Consider the following 16305-nt stretch of genomic DNA (forward strand, 5'->3'; position numbering starts at 1 on the left):
GATATCACCGAGGTCCTGGCGCGAGAGGCGACCGACACGAAGAAGCTCCTGGCACGCAACGACAAGGCGGGCAAGGGCAAGTCGCCGACACCGCAGCTGCGCCGCACGGGCATCGCGGCCGAGGGTGCCGATCAGCTCGAGTCGACGATCGCCGACCTGACGCAGCAGATGCTGGCCGCGGCCGGCGAGTTGAAGTTCGAGCTCGCGGGGCGACTTCGCGACGAGGTCCAGGACCTCAAGAAGGAGCTGCGCGCGATGGAACGCGCCGGGCACGCCTGAGCCGGGCATCGGGGCGGCCGCGCCCGCCTCGGATGCGGCGCCGACCTCGTCGCCGGCGTCAAGTGCCGGCGTCAGGTGCCGGCGTCAGGTGCCGGCGTCAGGTGCCGGCGTCAGGGGCAGTGCAGGAGCGGTTTCGGGCCCGAGCGGTCGACGCCGTGAGCCGACATCGGGTGGCCGCACAGGGGGCACGGTCGCTCGGTGCGCACCGGCTCGGGCGTCGTCTCGTAGGGGCCCACCGACGCGGGGCCGGCGACGCGGATCAGACGGGTGTTCAGGTACTGGTACCACCCACCGGCCTCGCGGACGCGCTCGCGCAGAGGCGGGCGGTCGGCATCCTTTCGTGTCATGATCATTAGTGTACTAACTAATTGCGGAGGGATGCCGTGGACGACCCGTTGAAGCTGGAGAACCAGGTGTGCTTCGCCCTGGTCACGGCCGCACGCAATGTGGTGTCGATCTACCGGCCGGTGCTCGAACCGCTCGGATTGACCCACCCGCAGTACCTGGTGATGCTGGCGCTGTGGGAGAGCGCGCCGCGCTCACTCGGGGCGCTGGCGGCCGAACTCGCCATGGAGCCCGCCACGCTGTCGCCGCTCGTCAAGCGACTGGAGGCGCAGGGGCGGGTCGTGCGCGCGCGCCGCGCCCAGGATGAGCGCGTCCTCGACATCGACCTGACCGACGAGGGCCGCGCCCTGCGCGTGGAGGCACTGCGGGTGCCGGGCGCGATCATGGAGCGCGTCGGCGTCGACGAGGCGGACCTGGCCGCGCTACGGGACGGCCTGGCGCCGTTCGCCGGAACCCCGCGGGACTGAGCGCGGCTCCGGCCCCCGATCGCTCCGCAGCGTCGCGGTTGGACCCGTCGGTCGCCGCGCACCCTCGCACACACGTGCGCTCCCGGCGAACCCGGGGCCGATGTCGGAGGGTCGACCTAGACTTAACACGTGCCCATCGTTCCCATCGCCCAGCCCTCGTCGACCGCGAATTCCGCCAACAGCGGCAAGCTGAGCGTCCGGGGCGCCCGAGTCCACAACCTCAAGGACGTCGACCTCGACATCCCCCGCGATTCCCTCGTGGTGTTCACCGGTCTGTCCGGTTCGGGCAAGTCCAGCCTCGCCTTCGACACGATCTTCGCCGAGGGGCAGCGCCGATACGTCGAGTCGCTCAGCGCCTACGCGCGGCAGTTCCTCGGCCAGGTCGACCGCCCCGACGTCGACTTCATCGAGGGCCTCAGTCCGGCCGTGTCGATCGACCAGAAGTCGACCAACCGCAACCCGCGCTCCACGGTCGGAACGATCACCGAGATCCACGACTACATGCGTCTGCTCTGGGCGCGCATCGGCGTGCCGCACTGCCCCGACTGCGGAGCACGCATCCAGCGTCAGACGATCCAGCAGATCGCCGACCAGCTCATGGAGCTGCCCGAGCGCACGCGCTACCAGATCGTCGCCCCCGTCGTGACGCAGAAGAAGGGCGAGTTCGTCGACCTCTTCAAAGAGCTCAGCGCCAAGGGCTACGCCCGCGCGGTCGTCGACGGAGAACTGATTCAGCTGTCCGAGCCGCCGACCCTCAAGAAGAGCTACAAGCACGACATCGCCGTGGTGGTCGACCGGCTCGTGGCATCCGGAGACATCCTCAGCCGCGTGACGGACTCGGTCGAGACGGCGATGGGGCTGGCCGGCGGCATCATGCAGGTCAACTACGTCGACGAAGAGGGCGACGACGCCTGGCAGTCGTTCTCCGAGAAGCTCGCGTGCCCCAACGGTCACCCGCTGCAGCTCACCGAGATCGAGCCCCGCACGTTCTCGTTCAACGCCCCCTTCGGCGCGTGCCCCGTCTGCTCGGGGCTCGGCACCCGCATGTCGGTCGATGTCGACCTCATGCTGGGCGACGAGGAGCTGTCGATCCGCGACGGTGCGATCCTGCCGTGGACGACCCAGGGCAAGGGACTGTTCCAGTACTACGAGCGCCTGCTCGAGGGCCTGGCCCGCGACCTCGACTTCTCGCTCGACACCCCCTGGAAGAAGCTGTCGAAAGACGTCCAGCAGGCGGTGCTGCGCGGCGAGAACTACAAGGTCACCGTCAAGTGGAAGAACCGCTACGGCCGTGAGATGCGGTACTCGTCGGGCTTCGAGGGCGTCGTGCCCTACATCGAGCGCCAGTACCTGCAGGCCGAGTCCGACGCCCAGCGCCAGCGCTGGTCGGAGTACCTGCGCGAGGTCCCCTGCGCCGTGTGCGACGGCGACCGTCTCAAGCCCGAGGTGCTCTCTGTCCTCGTCGACGACACCTCGATCGCGGCGGCCTCGCGCATGAGTCTCGCCGACGCCCGCGAGTTCTTCTCGCAGCTCACCCTCACCGACCGCGAGGCCACGATCGCCGCCGCCGTCCTGCGCGAGATCCGCGCGCGCCTGGACTTCCTGCTGCAGGTCGGTCTCAACTACCTGAGTCTCGGACGCGCCGCGGGCACGCTCTCGGGTGGTGAGGCGCAGCGCATCCGCCTGGCGACCCAGATCGGTTCCGGGCTCACGGGCGTGCTGTACGTGCTCGACGAGCCCTCGATCGGTCTGCACCAGCGCGACAACCGTCGCCTCATCCAGACCCTTGAGACGCTGCGCGACCTCGGCAACACGCTGATCGTCGTCGAGCACGACGAAGAGACCATCCACGCGGCCGACTGGGTCGTCGACATCGGACCCCGCGCGGGCGTCGACGGTGGCAACGTCGTGCACTCGGGGCCCCTGGCCCAGCTGCTCGACGACGAGGCCTCGCTCACGGGCGCGTACCTCTCGGGACGGCGCGCGATCGAGGCCCCCAAGAAGCGCCGCAAGATCGACAAGAAGCGACAGGTCACGGTCGTCGGCGCGCGCGAGAACAACCTGCAGAACGTCACCGTCGACTTCCCGCTCGGCGTGCTCACCTCGGTGACCGGCGTCAGCGGCTCGGGCAAGTCGACCCTGGTGAACGGCATCCTGTACGAAGTCCTCGCCTCGAAGCTCAACGGCGCGCGCCGCGTGCCGGGAAAGCACACGCGGGTCACCGGCCTCGACAACCTCGACAAGGTCGTGCACGTCGACCAGGCGCCGATCGGGCGTACGCCGCGCTCCAACCCGGCGACCTACACGGGTGTGTTCGACCGCATCCGCAGCCTCTTCGCCGAGACGCCCGAGGCGAAGGTGCGCGGCTATCAGGCCGGCCGCTTCAGCTTCAACGTCAAGGGCGGCCGCTGCGAGGCGTGCTCGGGCGACGGCACGCTGAAGATCGAGATGAACTTCCTCCCCGACGTGTACGTGGACTGCGAGGTCTGCCACGGCAAGCGCTACAACCGCGACACGCTGTCGGTGCACTACAAGGGCAAGAACATCGCCGAGGTGCTCGAGATGCCGATCTCGGAGGCCGCGGACTTCTTCGAACCCATCCAGGCGATCCACCGCTACCTGCGCACGCTCGTCGACGTGGGCCTGGGTTACGTGCGTCTGGGGCAGTCGGCCACGACGCTTTCGGGCGGAGAAGCGCAGCGCGTGAAGCTCGCCACCGAACTGCAGCGCCGCAGCAACGGCCGCTCGATCTACGTCCTCGACGAGCCGACCACGGGTCTGCACTTCGAAGACGTGTCGCTGCTGCTCAAGGTGCTCAACGGCCTGGTCGACAAGGGCAACACGGTCATCGTCATCGAGCACAACCTCGACGTCATCAAGAGCTCGGACTGGGTCATCGACCTGGGCCCCGAGGGCGGCGCGGGCGGCGGCACGATCGTGGCCACCGGCACCCCGGAACAGGTCGCCAAGGTGACCGAGAGCCACACGGGCGCCTTCCTCGCCGAGCTCCTCGAGACCGGTCGCACCGGTGCGCAGCGCAATACCGCCTCGGACGCCGGCAGCGCCGAGCGGGAGCTCGTGGGCGCGGCGGGCTGAGCCGTGGCATCCCGAGAACGGATGTCCCAGCTGCCCTACCGCCCCAAGGCCGGCGAGATCCCCACCAACCCGGGGGTCTACCGGTTCCGGGACGCCGAGGGACGGGTGCTGTACGTCGGCAAGGCGAAAAATCTGCGCGCGCGCCTGTCGAACTACTTCGCCCCGCTGCACTCGCTGCACGAGCGCACGCGTCGCATGGTGACGACGGCCTCCAGCGTGGAGTGGACCGTCGTCCCCAGCGACGTCGACTCCCTGCAGCTGGAGTACATGTGGATCAAGGAGTTCGATCCGCCCTTCAACGTGCGCTACCGCGACGACAAGTCGTACCCGTTCATGGCGATCACCCTGGCTGACGAGGCGCCGCGCGTCATCGTGACCCGCAACCCCAAGATCCGGGGCGCGAAGTACTTCGGTCCGTACCCCAAGGTGTGGGCCGTGCACGACACGATCGACCTGATGATCAAGGTCTTCCCGATCCGCACGTGCAGCGACTCGTCGTACAAGAAGGCGATGGCCTCGGGGCGACCGTGCTTCCCCGGACAGATCGGCCGGTGCGGGGGACCGTGCTCGATGAAGGTCTCGATCGAGGAGCACCGCGCCGTCGTCAACGACTTCGTCGCGTTCATGTCGGGCGGCGACCAGCGCTTCACGCGAGAACTGACCGCGCGCATGAAAGAGGCCTCGGCGGCGATGGACTACGAGTCCGCCGCGCACTACCGCGACCGGCTGCAGGCGATCGATGCGGTGCTCGGCAAGAGCGCGCTCGTGCTGGCCTCGGACACGGATGCCGACCTCTTCGGCATCGCCGAGGACGAACTCGCCGCGACCGTCCAGCACTTCGTCGTGCGCGGCGGTCGCGTGCGCGGCGTGCGGGCGACGACGATCGAGAAAGAGATCGACATCTCGGGAGCGGAGCTCGTCGATCAGGTGCTGCAGCGAACCTACGGAGAAGCGGATGCCACCGACATCCCCCGGCAGGTTCTGGTGCCCGAGCTGCCCGACGACGCCGAACAGCTCGAGGACTGGCTGCGCGAGCGGCGGGGCCGCCCGGTGACCCTGCAGGTGGCCCAGCGGGGACGCAAGGCCGACCTGCTCAAGACGGCGACCCTGAACGCGCAGCAGGCGCTGATGCTCCACAAGACGCGGCGCACGAGCGACTACGTCGCCCGATCGCAGGCGCTCACCGACCTGCAGGAGGCTCTCGGCATGACCGAGGCGCCCCTGCGCATCGAGTGCTACGACGTCTCGCACCTGTCGGGCACCAACGTCGTGGCATCCATGGTCGTGTTCGAGGACGGGCTGCCGCGCAAGGATCAGTACCGCTCGTTCGGCGTGGCCGAGACCACCGACGACACCGACTCGATGTACCAGGTGCTCACCCGGCGCCTGGCGTACCTCGACCGTCCGGACGAGATCGAGCCTGAGACGGTGAACGGCGCGATCGTCGCCGACCCCGACTCCGACGAGGCCACCGCCGACGGCGACGTCGTCACGGCGCGCAAGCGGCCGCGCTTCGCGTACCGTCCGCAGCTGCTCGTCGTCGACGGCGGTCAGCCGCAGGTCGCCGCGGCCGCGCGAGCGCTCGCGGATGCGGGGCACGAAGAGATCGCGCTGTGCGGTATCGCCAAGCGCCTCGAAGAGGTGTGGCTGCCGGGCGAGGAGTACCCCGTCATCCTGCCGCGCACCTCGGAGGCCCTGTACCTGCTGCAGCGCCTGCGCGACGAGGCCCACCGCTTCGCCATCGTGCACCAGCGCAAGCGCCGGAAGCGCGACATCACCAGCGTCCTGGCAGAGGTGCCCGGCCTGGGGGACGCGCGCATCAAGGCGCTGCTGCGGCACTTCGGGTCGGTGTCCGCCCTGAAGAACGCGACAGCGGACGAGATCACGGTGCTCCCCGGCATCGGACCGACCCTCGCCGAGGCCATCCACACCCACCTGGCTCGGTAGGCTGGGGCGGACGACGGGAGCTGATCACCATGGAACCGGCACGAGACGAGCCAGGTGAGGTGCTGATCGTCACGGGCATGTCGGGGGCCGGGCGATCCACGGTCGCCAACGCCCTCGAAGACCTCGACTGGTACGTCGTCGACAACCTGCCCCCGCAGATGCTGCGGCCTCTGCTCGAGCTCACCGAGCTCGCCGGGGGAGCGGTGCCCCGGGTCGCGGTGGTGGTCGACGTGCGCGGACGAACGCTCTTCGCCGATCTGCCCGAGGCGATGCGCTCGTTGCAGGCGGGCCGCCAGGTGCGCACGGTGTTCCTCGACGCCTCGGACGCGGTGCTCGTCCGCCGTTTCGAGGCGGTGCGCCGCCCGCACCCGCTGCAGGGCGAGGGGACCATCCTGGACGGCATCCGACGGGAACGCGACCGCCTCGCACCGATGCGCGAGGCGGCGGACGTCGTCATCGACACCTCGACGCTCAACGTCCATCAGCTGTCGCTGCGCACGGTCGCCCTCTTCGGCGAAGAGGGGGCGGCGCGGCACACGGTGACGCTGATGAGCTTCGGCTTCAAATACGGGCTGCCGCCCGACGTCGACCTCGTCGCCGACATGCGATTCCTGCCCAACCCGTTCTGGAGCGAGGACCTGCGCGCGTTGACCGGCGAGGACCCCCGAGTCCGGGAATACGTGCTGGAACAGCAGGGCGCGGCTGAGTTCCTCGACGCGTATTCGGCCGCGCTCCGGCCCGTCCTCGAGGGCTACCAGCGCGAGAACAAGCGGCATTCCGTGGTGGCCGTGGGGTGCACGGGGGGTAAGCACAGGTCGGTCGTGATGACGCGCGAGCTCGCTGCACGTCTGGCCGATGTTCCGGGTGTGGCCGTACGCGTGGCTCACCGCGACCTCGGTCGCGAGTAGGCTGTAACGTCGTCCCCGCCGCCCCCACCCGAGGAGAACCGTGCCCCTGACCGCCGATGTGAAGGCCGAGCTCATCACCGTTCGGGACCCGCGCCCCACCGCGCGCGTGGCCGAACTCACGGCCCTCCTGCGCTTCTCCGGCGGTCTGCACTCCATCGCCAATCGCGTCGCCGTCGAGGCCGAGCTGGACTCCGACATCCTCGCCCGTCGCGTCGCGCGCGACCTCATGGAGCTGTACGGCGTGCGCCCCGAGCTGCACCACGTGCAGGGCTCCGGGGGACGCACCGGCGGGCACTTCGCGGTCCGCGTCATCGAGGCGGGCGAGACCCTGGCACGACAGACCGGCCTGCTCGACCAGCGCCGTCGCCCCGTGCGCGGCCTGCCCAACAAGCTCACGACCGGTTCGCGCCCCGACCTCAGCGCCATCTGGCGCGGTGCGTTCCTCGCCAGCGGCACGCTCAGCGACCCCGGTCGTTCGGCGGCTCTCGAGATCTCGTGCCCCTCGTCCGAAGCCGCGATGGCCCTCGTGGGCGCCGGTCACCGCATCGGCATCCCCGCCAAGGCCCGCGAGGTGCGCGGCGTCCCCCGCGTCGTCGTGCGCGACGGCGAGGCGATCCGCGGCGCGCTCTACGAGATGGGTGCGCGTCGCACCGCCGGCGAGTGGGACCAGATGCGCCAGCGCCGCGAGGTGCGCGCGGGCGTGAACCGCCTGGTCAACTTCGACGACGCCAACCTGCGGCGCTCGGCGCAGGCCGCGGTCGCCGCCTGCGCGCGCGTCGAGCGTGCGCTCGAGATCCTCGGCGACGAGGTGCCCGACCACCTGCAGCAGGCCGGCGAGCTGCGCCTCTCGCACCGCGACGCGAGCCTCGACGAGCTCGGCCACCACGCCGACCCGCCCCTCACCAAGGACGCCGTGGCCGGACGCATCCGCCGCCTGCTCGCCATGGCCGACAAGAAGGCCGAGGCCGACGGCATCCCGGGCACCGAGGCGGCGGTCCCCGTGGGCGCCGACGACTGAGTCCCGGATCGCGGATGCCGCGTCCCGGCGTCCCGCCCCGGGGGCGTGCGACCGCCCGGGCCGCGTGCGACCGCCCGGGCCGCGTGCGACGATCCCGGACCGCGTGCGACCACCCTGGACCGGGCAGCGCGCGACGCGCCCGGGTCGCTACCTTCCGTCATCCGGGGAAGCAACCCCGTGGGTGCCGCGTTGGTCCTCAATAGGATGAAGACGTCACCCTCGCTGCTCGATCCTCGGCATGTCATTCCGGCGCAGAGGTCCGGGCAGCGCCCGATTCGGAAGTAGAGAACATGGCGAAGTACACGCTGCCCGAACTGCCCTACGACTACTCCGCGCTGGAGCCGCACATCAGCGCGACCATCATGGAGCTGCACCACAGCAAGCACCACCAGACGTACGTCAACGGGGCGAACACGACCCTCGACCTGCTCGCCGAAGCCCGCGAGAAGGGCGATTTCGCCAACATCAACCGCCTGCAGAAGGACCTCGCGTTCAACCTCGGCGGTCACACCAACCACTCGATCTTCTGGACGAACCTCTCGCCCAACGGCGGCGACAAGCCCACCGGCGACCTCGAGTCCGCCATCGACGACCAGTTCGGCTCGTTCGACGCCTTCCGCGCGCAGTTCACGGCCGCCGCCCTCGGCGTGCAGGGCTCGGGCTGGGCCGGGCTGTTCTGGGACTCGATCGGCGAGAACCTCGTCATCCAGCAGTTCTTCGACCAGCAGGGCCAGATCGTCGCGGGCACCGTTCCGCTGCTGCTGCTCGACGTCTGGGAGCACGCCTACTACCTCGACTACAAGAACGTCCGCGCCGACTACGTCAAGGCGTTCTGGAACATCGCCAACTGGGCCGACGCCCAGGACCGCTTCGCGGCCGCCCGCGAGAAGACCGCGGGTCTGCTGGTACTGTCGTAAACGGTGCGGCGTCCCGGTGGGACACCCCGCCGGGACGCCGTTGTCCGCCAGCGAATACCGCAATCACGCGCTTCTCGCGCACAACTGATTCAGGAGATATTCCGTGACCGTCAAGATCGGAATCAACGGCTTCGGCCGTATCGGACGCAACTACCTCCGCGCGGCTCTCGCGCAGGGTGCCGACCTCGAAATCGTGGCGGTGAACGACCTCACCGACAACAAGACCCTCGCGCACCTGCTGAAGTACGACTCCGTGGGCGGCGTGCTGTCCGAGGACGTCTCGTACACCGAAGACTCCATCACCGTCGGCGACAAGACCATCAAGGTCTTCGAAGAGCGCGACCCCGCCAACCTCCCCTGGGGCGAGCTGGGTGTCGACATCGTCATCGAGTCGACCGGCCGCTTCACCAAGGCCGAAGACGCCAAGAAGCACGTCGCGGGCGGCGCCAAGAAGGTCCTCATCTCCGCTCCCGCCACCGGCGACGACGCCACCATCGTCATGGGCGTGAACGAAGAGACCTACAACCCCGAGACCGACGTCATCATCTCGAACGCGTCGTGCACCACGAACTGCCTCGCCCCGCTGGCGAAGGTCTTCGAAGACGCCTTCGGCATCGAGCGCGGCTTCATGATGACCGCCCACGCCTACACCGCCGACCAGAATCTGCAGGACGGCCCCCACGGCGACCTGCGTCGTGCCCGTGGCGCGGCGATCAACATCGTCCCCGCCTCGACCGGTGCCGCCAAGGCCATCGGCCTGGTGCTGCCCGAGCTCAACGGCAAGCTGAGCGGCTCCTCGTACCGCGTGCCGGTCCCCACCGGCTCGATCGTCGACCTCACGATCGTCACCCCCACCGAGGGCCTGACCGTCGACCAGGTCAACGAGGTCTACAAGAAGGCCGCCGCCGAGGGTCGCCTCAACGGCATCCTGCAGTACACCGAGGACCCGATCGTCTCGAGCGACATCCAGGGCAACCCGCACTCGTCGATCTTCGACGCCGAGCTGACCAACGTCAGCGGCAACCTGGTCAAGGTGTCGTCCTGGTACGACAACGAGTGGGGCTACTCGAACCGTCTCGTCGACCTGACCGAGTACGTCGCCGAGCGTCTCTGACACTCCATGGCTCTGCGCACCCTCGATTCGCTGGGGTCGCTCGCCGGCACGCGCGTCATCGTCCGTTGTGATCTGAACGTCCCCCTCAAGGACGGCGTCATCACGGACGATGGCCGCGTGCGCGCGTCGCTGCCGACCCTCAACGCACTGATCAACGCCGGCGCGCGTGTGGTCGTGTGCTCGCACCTGGGCCGCCCCGACGGGGCGCCCGACCCGAAGTACTCCCTCGAGCCGGTCGCGCAGCGCCTGTCCGAGCTGCTCGGCCAGCCGGTCGCGTTCGCGCGCGACACGGTGGGCGAGTCGGCTCGGGATGCCGTGTCGTCACTCGAGAACGGCGAGATCGCCGTGATCGAGAACCTGCGTTTCAACGCGGGTGAGACCTCGAAGGACGAGTCCGAGCGCCAGGCCTTCGCGCGGGAGCTCGCCGAACTCGGCGACGCCCTCGTCTCGGACGGCTTCGGCGTCGTGCACCGCAAGCAGGCGAGCGTCTACGACCTCGCCCAGCTCGTGCCGTCGGCCGCCGGTCTGCTCATCCAGAAGGAGCTCGAGGTCCTCGACCGTCTGACCGAGAACCCCGAGCGCCCGTACACGGTCGTCCTCGGCGGCTCCAAGGTCAGCGACAAGCTGGGCGTCATCGAGCACCTCCTCCCGCGCGTGGACAAGCTCCTCGTCGGCGGCGGCATGATGTTCACCTTCCTCGTCGCCGAGGGCCACCGGGTCGGCTCGAGCCTGCTCGAGAAGGACCAGATCGACACCGTGAAGAGCTACCTCGCCACGGCGAAGGAGCGCGGCGTCGAGATCGTCCTGCCGGTGGATGCCGTCGTCGCGGCCTCGTTCTCGGCCGACGCCGAGCACGTCGTGGCCGACGCGGACGCGCTCGAGGCCACCGACTTCGGCGCCTCGGGACTCGGCCTGGACATCGGTCCGCGGACGGCCGAGATCTTCGCCGACGCGATCCGCGGCTCGCGCACCGTCTTCTGGAACGGGCCCATGGGCGTGTTCGAGATGGACGCGTTCGCCGCCGGCACCAAGACCGTCGCCCAGGCGCTCACCGAGGTCGACGGCCTCAGCGTCGTGGGCGGTGGCGACTCCGCCGCGGCCGTGCGTCAGCTCGGTTTCGCGGACGACGCGTTCGGCCACATCTCCACCGGTGGAGGCGCGAGCCTGGAGTTCCTCGAAGGCAAGAAGCTCCCCGGACTGGAGGTCCTCGGATGGGTGTGACCAGAACCCCTCTCATCGCCGGCAACTGGAAGATGAACCTCGACCACCTGCAGGCGGTCGCGTTCGTCCAGAAGCTGCACTGGACGTTGAAAGAGGCCAAGCACGAGAACGGCAGTGTCGAGGTGGCGGTCTTCCCGCCGTACACCGACCTGCGTACGGTGCAGACGCTCCTCGACGCCGACAAGATCGACTTCGCCCTGGGCGGTCAGGATCTGTCGGCGCACGACTCGGGCGCCTACACCGGTGAGATCTCGGGCCAGTTCCTGGCGAAGCTCGACGCGCGCTACGTGATCATCGGTCACTCGGAGCGTCGGCAGTTCCACCACGAGACCGACGAGGTCATCGCGGCCAAGACGCAGGCGGCCCTGCGCCACGGCCTGGTTCCCGTCATCTGCGTCGGCGAGACCTCGGAGGACCTCGAGAAGTTCGGTGCCAGCGCCGTTCCCGTGGGTCAGCTCGACGTCGCCCTTGAGGGCGTGTCGGCGGACGCCGACATCGTCGTGGCCTACGAGCCGGTCTGGGCCATCGGCTCTGGACAGGCGGCGACGCCCGACCAGGCCCAGGAGGTCTGCGCGAAGCTCCGCGCGGTCGTCGCCGACAAGCTCGGTGCCGACGCAGCGGCGCGTACCCGCGTGCTCTACGGCGGTTCGGTGAAGTCGGGCAACATCGCCGGCTTCATGCGCGAGCCCGACGTCGACGGTGCGCTGGTGGGCGGTGCGAGCCTCGTCGTGGACGAGTTCGCGGCGATCATCCGCTTCCAGAAGCACGTCGGCGTCTGACGCCCCCACGGATGCCCGCGGCACGACGCCGCGGGCTTCCGTGCGTCCGAGACGCCTCCCCGTATACTTGATGCTTGTGCGGTCGACCCGATCGCTGTGAAAGGCTTCGACAGTGCAGATTCTCGAGTTCGTCCTGCAGGTGCTGCTGGGCATCACCAGCCTCCTGCTGACCCTGCTCATCCTGCTTCACAAGGGTCGCGGCGGCGGTCTGTCCGACATGTTCGGCGGCGGCATGAGCTCCGCCCTCGGCTCGTCGGGTCTGGCCGAGCGCAACCTCAACCGATTCACGATCGTGCTGGCTCTGGTGTGGTTCGTCACCATCGTCGGTCTCGGTCTGCTGACCAAATTCGCGGAGATCTGACATGGCCACTGGCGGCAATGCCATCCGTGGCTCGCGCGTCGGCGCGGGCCCCATGGGCGAGCAGGATCACGGCTTCCACGCGGACCGCGTGGCCGTGTCGTACTGGGACGCCCTCGGCAACGAGACGGTGCGCTACTTCGCCGCCGGCATCCCCGACGACGAGATCCCCGAGACGATCGACTCCCCGCACTCCGGTCTTCCGGCCGGTCGCGACAAGGCAAACCCGCCGGCCCTCGCCAAGGCCGAGCCCTACAAGACGCACCTCGCCTACGTGAAGGAGCGCCGTACCGACGACGAGGCCGCTTCGCTCCTCGACGACGCCCTGCAGCAGCTGCGCGAGCGTCGCGGACAGTGACCCTCTTCCGCCGTCCCCGCGGGCGATGAAGACGAGAAGGGCCGGATGCCATGGCATCCGGCCCTTTCGTGTTCCCGGTCGCGGTGGACGGGATAGGGCGGTGGCCCCTCGGGTCGTCGGAAGGACACCGCTCGCCCCGCCGGGCTGTGCTGGGCGGAGAGACGGAAGGACCGGATGCCGATGGCATCCGGTCCTTCGTTCGCTCCGCCGCGCTCAGTACTCGCGGTCGATGAGCTGGGGCGGCACCTGGTCGGCGGCGACCTCGTCGACGAAGAACGCCGTCCGCCGACGTCCCTTCGCGCCCGCCGCGGGGACGCTCTGATAGCTCGCCCCCGCGAGGGCGAGGCCGAGGGCGGCCGCCTTGTCGGCGCCGGCGATCACCATCCACACGCGCTTGGAGGAGTTGATCACCGGACGCGTCAGCGAGACGCGCTCGCTCGGCGGCTTCGGCGACTCGCGCACGGCCACGACCGCGCGATCGGTCACCGAGATCTCGGGGCGGTCCGGGAAGAGCGAGGCGATGTGCGCGTCGGGTCCGACGCCCAGGAAGCAGATGTCGAACGACGGCCAGGGGCCCGCATCGCCCCGGTCCGACGGGGCGAACTGCGCGAGCTCGTCGGCGTAGGCGGTGGCGGCGGCATCCAGGTCGATCCCGTCCTCGCTCGAGGCGACCGTGTGGATGTTCTCGGCGGGGATGTCGAGGTGGTCCAGGAAGGCTTCGCGCGCCTGCTTCTCGTTACGGTCGTCGCTGTCGCGCGGCACGAAGCGCTCATCGCCGAACCAGAAGTGCACCAGCGACCAGTCGATGTCGGACACCCGCTCGTCACGCGCTGCCGTCCGCAGCACCGCGCCGCCCATCGTTCCGCCCGTGAGGCAGACGTGCATGCGCTTGCCCTCGGCCACGCGCTTGACGACGCGGTTCATGAAGCGCGTCGCCACGTACGAGGCGAGGGCGTCGGCATCCGGCTTGATGATGACCTGCTTGACGGCGCCGTTCTCGGTCACGAGGCGCCCTTCTCGCTCGCCGCGAGCAACAGGTCGTGGCCCTCGGTGATGACGCGCCCGTAGAGCAGATCGGGGTCGAGCCGCCGCAGTTCCTCGGCGAGGCACTCGCGCAGCGTCCGACGCGGGAAGGCGAGATCGTGCGTGGGCTGGCCCGGCTGCGTCAGCACGGCCACCCCGGCCTCGGGACGCTCCAGCAGCGTGTCGCCGCTCGGACGGGTCAGTCGCACCGATTTGATGCCGCTGGCCCACTCGTCGGTCGGCAGGTAGGCGTAGTCGACGGGGGCGTCGAGCTTCATGCCCAGCCAGGCGGCCAGCAGCGCCGTCGAGGGGGAGTCGGACGCGCCGCGCACCTCGATCGCCGTGACGGGCTCGAACGGAGGCTGATCCAGCACCGCGGCGAGCTGCTCGCGCCAGCGGGTCACGCGGGTCCACGCGAAGTCGGTGTCACCGGGGGAGTAGTGCTCGCCCAGCTGCGCCACCCACGCGGCGGGATCCGGCTGCGACGACGCGTCGGTGATGCGACGCTGCGCGATGCGGCCGATCTCGGAACGCGAGGGGTCGGCGGGGGCCTCGGCGGGCCACCAGGCGACGACGGGCGCGTCGGGCAGCAGCAGGCCGGTGACCAGGCTCTCGGCGTTCGATCCTGCGGCGCCGTGGGCGCGAAGGACGACGACCTCGCTCGCCCCCGCGTCGCCGCCCACGCGGATCTGCGCGTCGAGCCGGGGCTCCTCGTCGCTGTCGCCCAGGAGCACGGCGATCACACGCATCGGGTGCTCGCGCGAAGCGTCGTTGGCGGCCTCGATGACCTCTTCTTCGGCACCGTGGTGGGTGACGATGATGAGCGTCAGCACACGGCCGAGGGCGACGGCGCCGCCCTCTTCGCGGACGCTGACGAGCTTCTTCGAGATCGCGCTGACGGTGGTGTCGGGCAGATCGATGATCACGGGCGCCTCCAGGTGCGGCCGTCGCGGGCGAGGAGCTCATCGGCGGATGCCGGCCCCCACGACCCGGGCGAATACTGTTCGAGCGGACCGCCCTGCGCGGCCCAGTACTCCTCGATCGGGTCGAGGATCTTCCAGCTGAGCTCGACCTCTTCGTGCCGGGGGAACAGCGGCGGATCGCCCAGCAGCACGTCGAGGATCAGACGCTCGTAGGCCTCGGGGCTGGCCTCGGTGAACGCGTGCCCGTAGCCGAAGTCCATCGTGACGTCGCGCACCTGCGTGCCGTCGCCGGGCACCTTGGAGCCGAAGCGGATGGTCACGCCCTCGTCGGGCTGCACGCGGATGACGAGCGCGTTCTGACCCAGCTCCTGGGTCTGGCTGCGCGAGAACAGCTGCTGCGGGGCGCGCTTGAACACCACGGCGACCTCGGTCACGCGACGGCCGAGGCGCTTGCCGCTGCGGACGTAGAACGGCACGCCCGACCAGCGTCGCGTGTTGATCTCGAGCTTGATCGCCGCGAACGTCTCGGTGACCGACTCGGGGTTCATGCCGTCCTCTTCGAGGAAGCCGAGCACCTTCTCGCCGCCCTGCCACCCGCCGGCGTACTGTCCGCGCGCCGTCGCCTCGGCGAGGTTCTCGGGCACCCGCACGGCGGCGAGCACCTTCTCCTTCTCGGCGCGCAGGTCGGCGGCGTTGAAGCTGATGGGCTCTTCCATCGCGGTGAGGGCGAGCAGCTGCAACAGGTGGTTCTGGATGACGTCGCGCGCCGCGCCGATGCCGTCGTAGTACCCCGCGCGACCGCCGACGCCGATGTCCTCGGCCATGGTGATCTGCACGTGATCGACGTAGTTGCGGTTCCAGATCGGCTCGTAGAGCTCGTTGGCGAAGCGCAGCGCGAGGATGTTCTGCACCGTCTCCTTGCCGAGGTAGTGGTCGATGCGGAAGATCGAGTCCGCCGGGAACGCGCTCTCGACCGACTCGTTCAGCTCGCGAGCCGAGGCGAGGTCGTGCCCGAAGGGCTTCTCGATGACCACGCGCCGCCACCCGTTGACGCCGTCGGCCTGGTCGCCGACCAGACCCGACTCCTTGAGTTGGGCCGTGACCACAGGGAACGCCTTGGGCGGGATCGAGAGGTAGTAGGCGTGATTGCCCATGGTGCCGCGCTCGGTGTCGAGCTTGTCGACGGTGTCGCGCAGGCGGCGGAACGCCTCGGGGTCGTCGAACTCGCCCTGCACGAAGCGGATGCCCTCGAGCAGTTCCTTCCACGTCTCTTCGCGGAACTCGGTGCGGGCGTACTTCTTCACCGATTCGTAGACGACCTCGGCGAAGTCCTGGTCCTCCCAGTCGCGACGGGCGAAGCCGACCAGGGCGAAACCGGGGGGCAGCAGACCGCGGTTGGCGAGGTCGTAGACCGCCGGCATGAGCTTCTTGCGCGAGAGGTCGCCGGTGACGCCGAAGATGACGAGGGCGCTGGGCCCCGCGATCCGGCTCAGACGGCGATCCTCGGGGTCGCGCAGGGGATTGTGACCCGGTGTGATCTCTACGACCATGC

General features: G+C 69.5%; 16 protein-coding genes. 12 read left to right on the forward strand and 4 right to left on the reverse strand.

All coding sequences use genetic code 11. The features are described 5' to 3' along the window. Nucleotides 1-279: UvrB/UvrC motif-containing protein (locus tag DC432_RS07750; protein ID WP_207770780.1), on the forward strand; the 279-nt coding region annotated here is incomplete at its 5' end. Between the two features lie 110 nt (nucleotides 280-389). On the opposite strand, the gene DC432_RS07755 is transcribed toward DC432_RS07750, so the two are convergent. Beyond that, nucleotides 390-632 carry a hypothetical protein gene (locus tag DC432_RS07755; protein WP_108317713.1) on the reverse strand — a complete coding sequence of 81 codons (243 nt, stop codon included), beginning with the start codon at nucleotides 630-632 and terminating at the stop codon, nucleotides 390-392. A 30-nt stretch (nucleotides 633-662) separates the two neighbouring features. On the opposite strand from DC432_RS07755, the gene DC432_RS07760 reads away from it, so the two are divergent. The 11 genes from DC432_RS07760 to DC432_RS07810 all read left to right on the forward strand — a co-directional run bounded on the left by DC432_RS07760 (nucleotide 663) and on the right by DC432_RS07810 (nucleotide 12807). Then, a complete protein-coding gene (locus DC432_RS07760; RefSeq protein ID WP_116537378.1) occupies nucleotides 663-1091 on the forward strand; it encodes a MarR family winged helix-turn-helix transcriptional regulator in 429 nt (142 codons plus the stop codon). Between the two features lie 129 nt (nucleotides 1092-1220). Beyond that, on the forward strand, nucleotides 1221-4187 hold the full coding sequence (gene uvrA, locus DC432_RS07765; protein WP_207770781.1) for an excinuclease ABC subunit UvrA: 2967 nt from the start codon (nucleotides 1221-1223) through the stop codon (nucleotides 4185-4187). A 21-nt stretch (nucleotides 4188-4208) separates the two neighbouring features. After that, nucleotides 4209-6134, forward strand: coding sequence for an excinuclease ABC subunit UvrC (uvrC, locus tag DC432_RS07770; protein WP_116537379.1), 1926 nt, complete (start codon nucleotides 4209-4211; stop codon nucleotides 6132-6134). A gap of 29 nt (nucleotides 6135-6163) precedes the next feature. Next, nucleotides 6164-7042, forward strand: a complete 879-nt coding sequence (gene rapZ / locus DC432_RS07775; protein WP_108317716.1) for an RNase adapter RapZ — start codon at nucleotides 6164-6166, stop codon at nucleotides 7040-7042. 40 nt (nucleotides 7043-7082) lie between these two features. After that, nucleotides 7083-8060 carry a DNA-binding protein WhiA gene (gene whiA, locus DC432_RS07780; RefSeq protein ID WP_108317717.1) on the forward strand — a complete coding sequence of 326 codons (978 nt, stop codon included), beginning with the start codon at nucleotides 7083-7085 and terminating at the stop codon, nucleotides 8058-8060. A gap of 290 nt (nucleotides 8061-8350) precedes the next feature. Beyond that, nucleotides 8351-8977: a superoxide dismutase gene (locus tag DC432_RS07785; RefSeq protein WP_116537380.1), complete on the forward strand. Its 627-nt coding sequence runs from the start codon at nucleotides 8351-8353 to the stop codon at nucleotides 8975-8977. Nucleotides 8978-9080: 103 nt separating this feature from the next. Continuing rightward, nucleotides 9081-10091, forward strand: a complete 1011-nt coding sequence (gene gap, locus DC432_RS07790) for a type I glyceraldehyde-3-phosphate dehydrogenase (RefSeq protein WP_108317719.1) — start codon at nucleotides 9081-9083, stop codon at nucleotides 10089-10091. A 6-nt stretch (nucleotides 10092-10097) separates the two neighbouring features. After that, nucleotides 10098-11312, forward strand: a complete 1215-nt coding sequence (locus DC432_RS07795) for a phosphoglycerate kinase (protein WP_116537381.1) — start codon at nucleotides 10098-10100, stop codon at nucleotides 11310-11312. Further along, on the forward strand, nucleotides 11303-12091 hold the full coding sequence (gene tpiA, locus DC432_RS07800; RefSeq protein WP_116537382.1) for a triose-phosphate isomerase: 789 nt from the start codon (nucleotides 11303-11305) through the stop codon (nucleotides 12089-12091). The genes DC432_RS07795 and tpiA overlap by 10 nt, the downstream gene beginning before the upstream one ends. Before the next feature lie 112 nt (nucleotides 12092-12203). After that, nucleotides 12204-12452 carry a preprotein translocase subunit SecG gene (gene secG, locus DC432_RS07805; RefSeq protein WP_056232190.1) on the forward strand — a complete coding sequence of 83 codons (249 nt, stop codon included), beginning with the start codon at nucleotides 12204-12206 and terminating at the stop codon, nucleotides 12450-12452. Nucleotide 12453: 1 nt separating this feature from the next. Continuing rightward, the gene (locus DC432_RS07810; protein ID WP_108317722.1) at nucleotides 12454-12807 is read left to right on the forward strand and encodes an RNA polymerase-binding protein RbpA; all 354 of its coding nucleotides are present in this window, start codon (nucleotides 12454-12456) and stop codon (nucleotides 12805-12807) included. 213 nt (nucleotides 12808-13020) lie between these two features. Here the strand turns inward: DC432_RS07810 and pgl are convergent, their stop codons facing one another. The 3 genes from pgl to zwf are packed head-to-tail and all read right to left on the reverse strand — an operon-like array spanning nucleotide 13021 to nucleotide 16303. Then, entirely contained in the window at nucleotides 13021-13812 is a 792-nt protein-coding gene (pgl, locus tag DC432_RS07815; protein ID WP_116537383.1) for a 6-phosphogluconolactonase, read from the reverse strand. After that, nucleotides 13809-14756, reverse strand: coding sequence for a glucose-6-phosphate dehydrogenase assembly protein OpcA (locus DC432_RS07820; protein WP_116537384.1), 948 nt, complete (start codon nucleotides 14754-14756; stop codon nucleotides 13809-13811). The genes pgl and DC432_RS07820 overlap by 4 nt, the downstream gene beginning before the upstream one ends. Next, nucleotides 14753-16303 carry a glucose-6-phosphate dehydrogenase gene (gene zwf, locus DC432_RS07825; protein ID WP_108317731.1) on the reverse strand — a complete coding sequence of 517 codons (1551 nt, stop codon included), beginning with the start codon at nucleotides 16301-16303 and terminating at the stop codon, nucleotides 14753-14755. Before zwf ends, DC432_RS07820 begins: the two co-directional genes overlap by 4 nt. Nucleotides 16304-16305: the final 2 nt, after the last annotated feature.

The sequence above is a fragment of the Microbacterium testaceum genome, from assembly GCF_003075375.1.
GTDB classification, from domain to species: Bacteria; Actinomycetota; Actinomycetes; order Actinomycetales; family Microbacteriaceae; genus Microbacterium; species Microbacterium testaceum_E.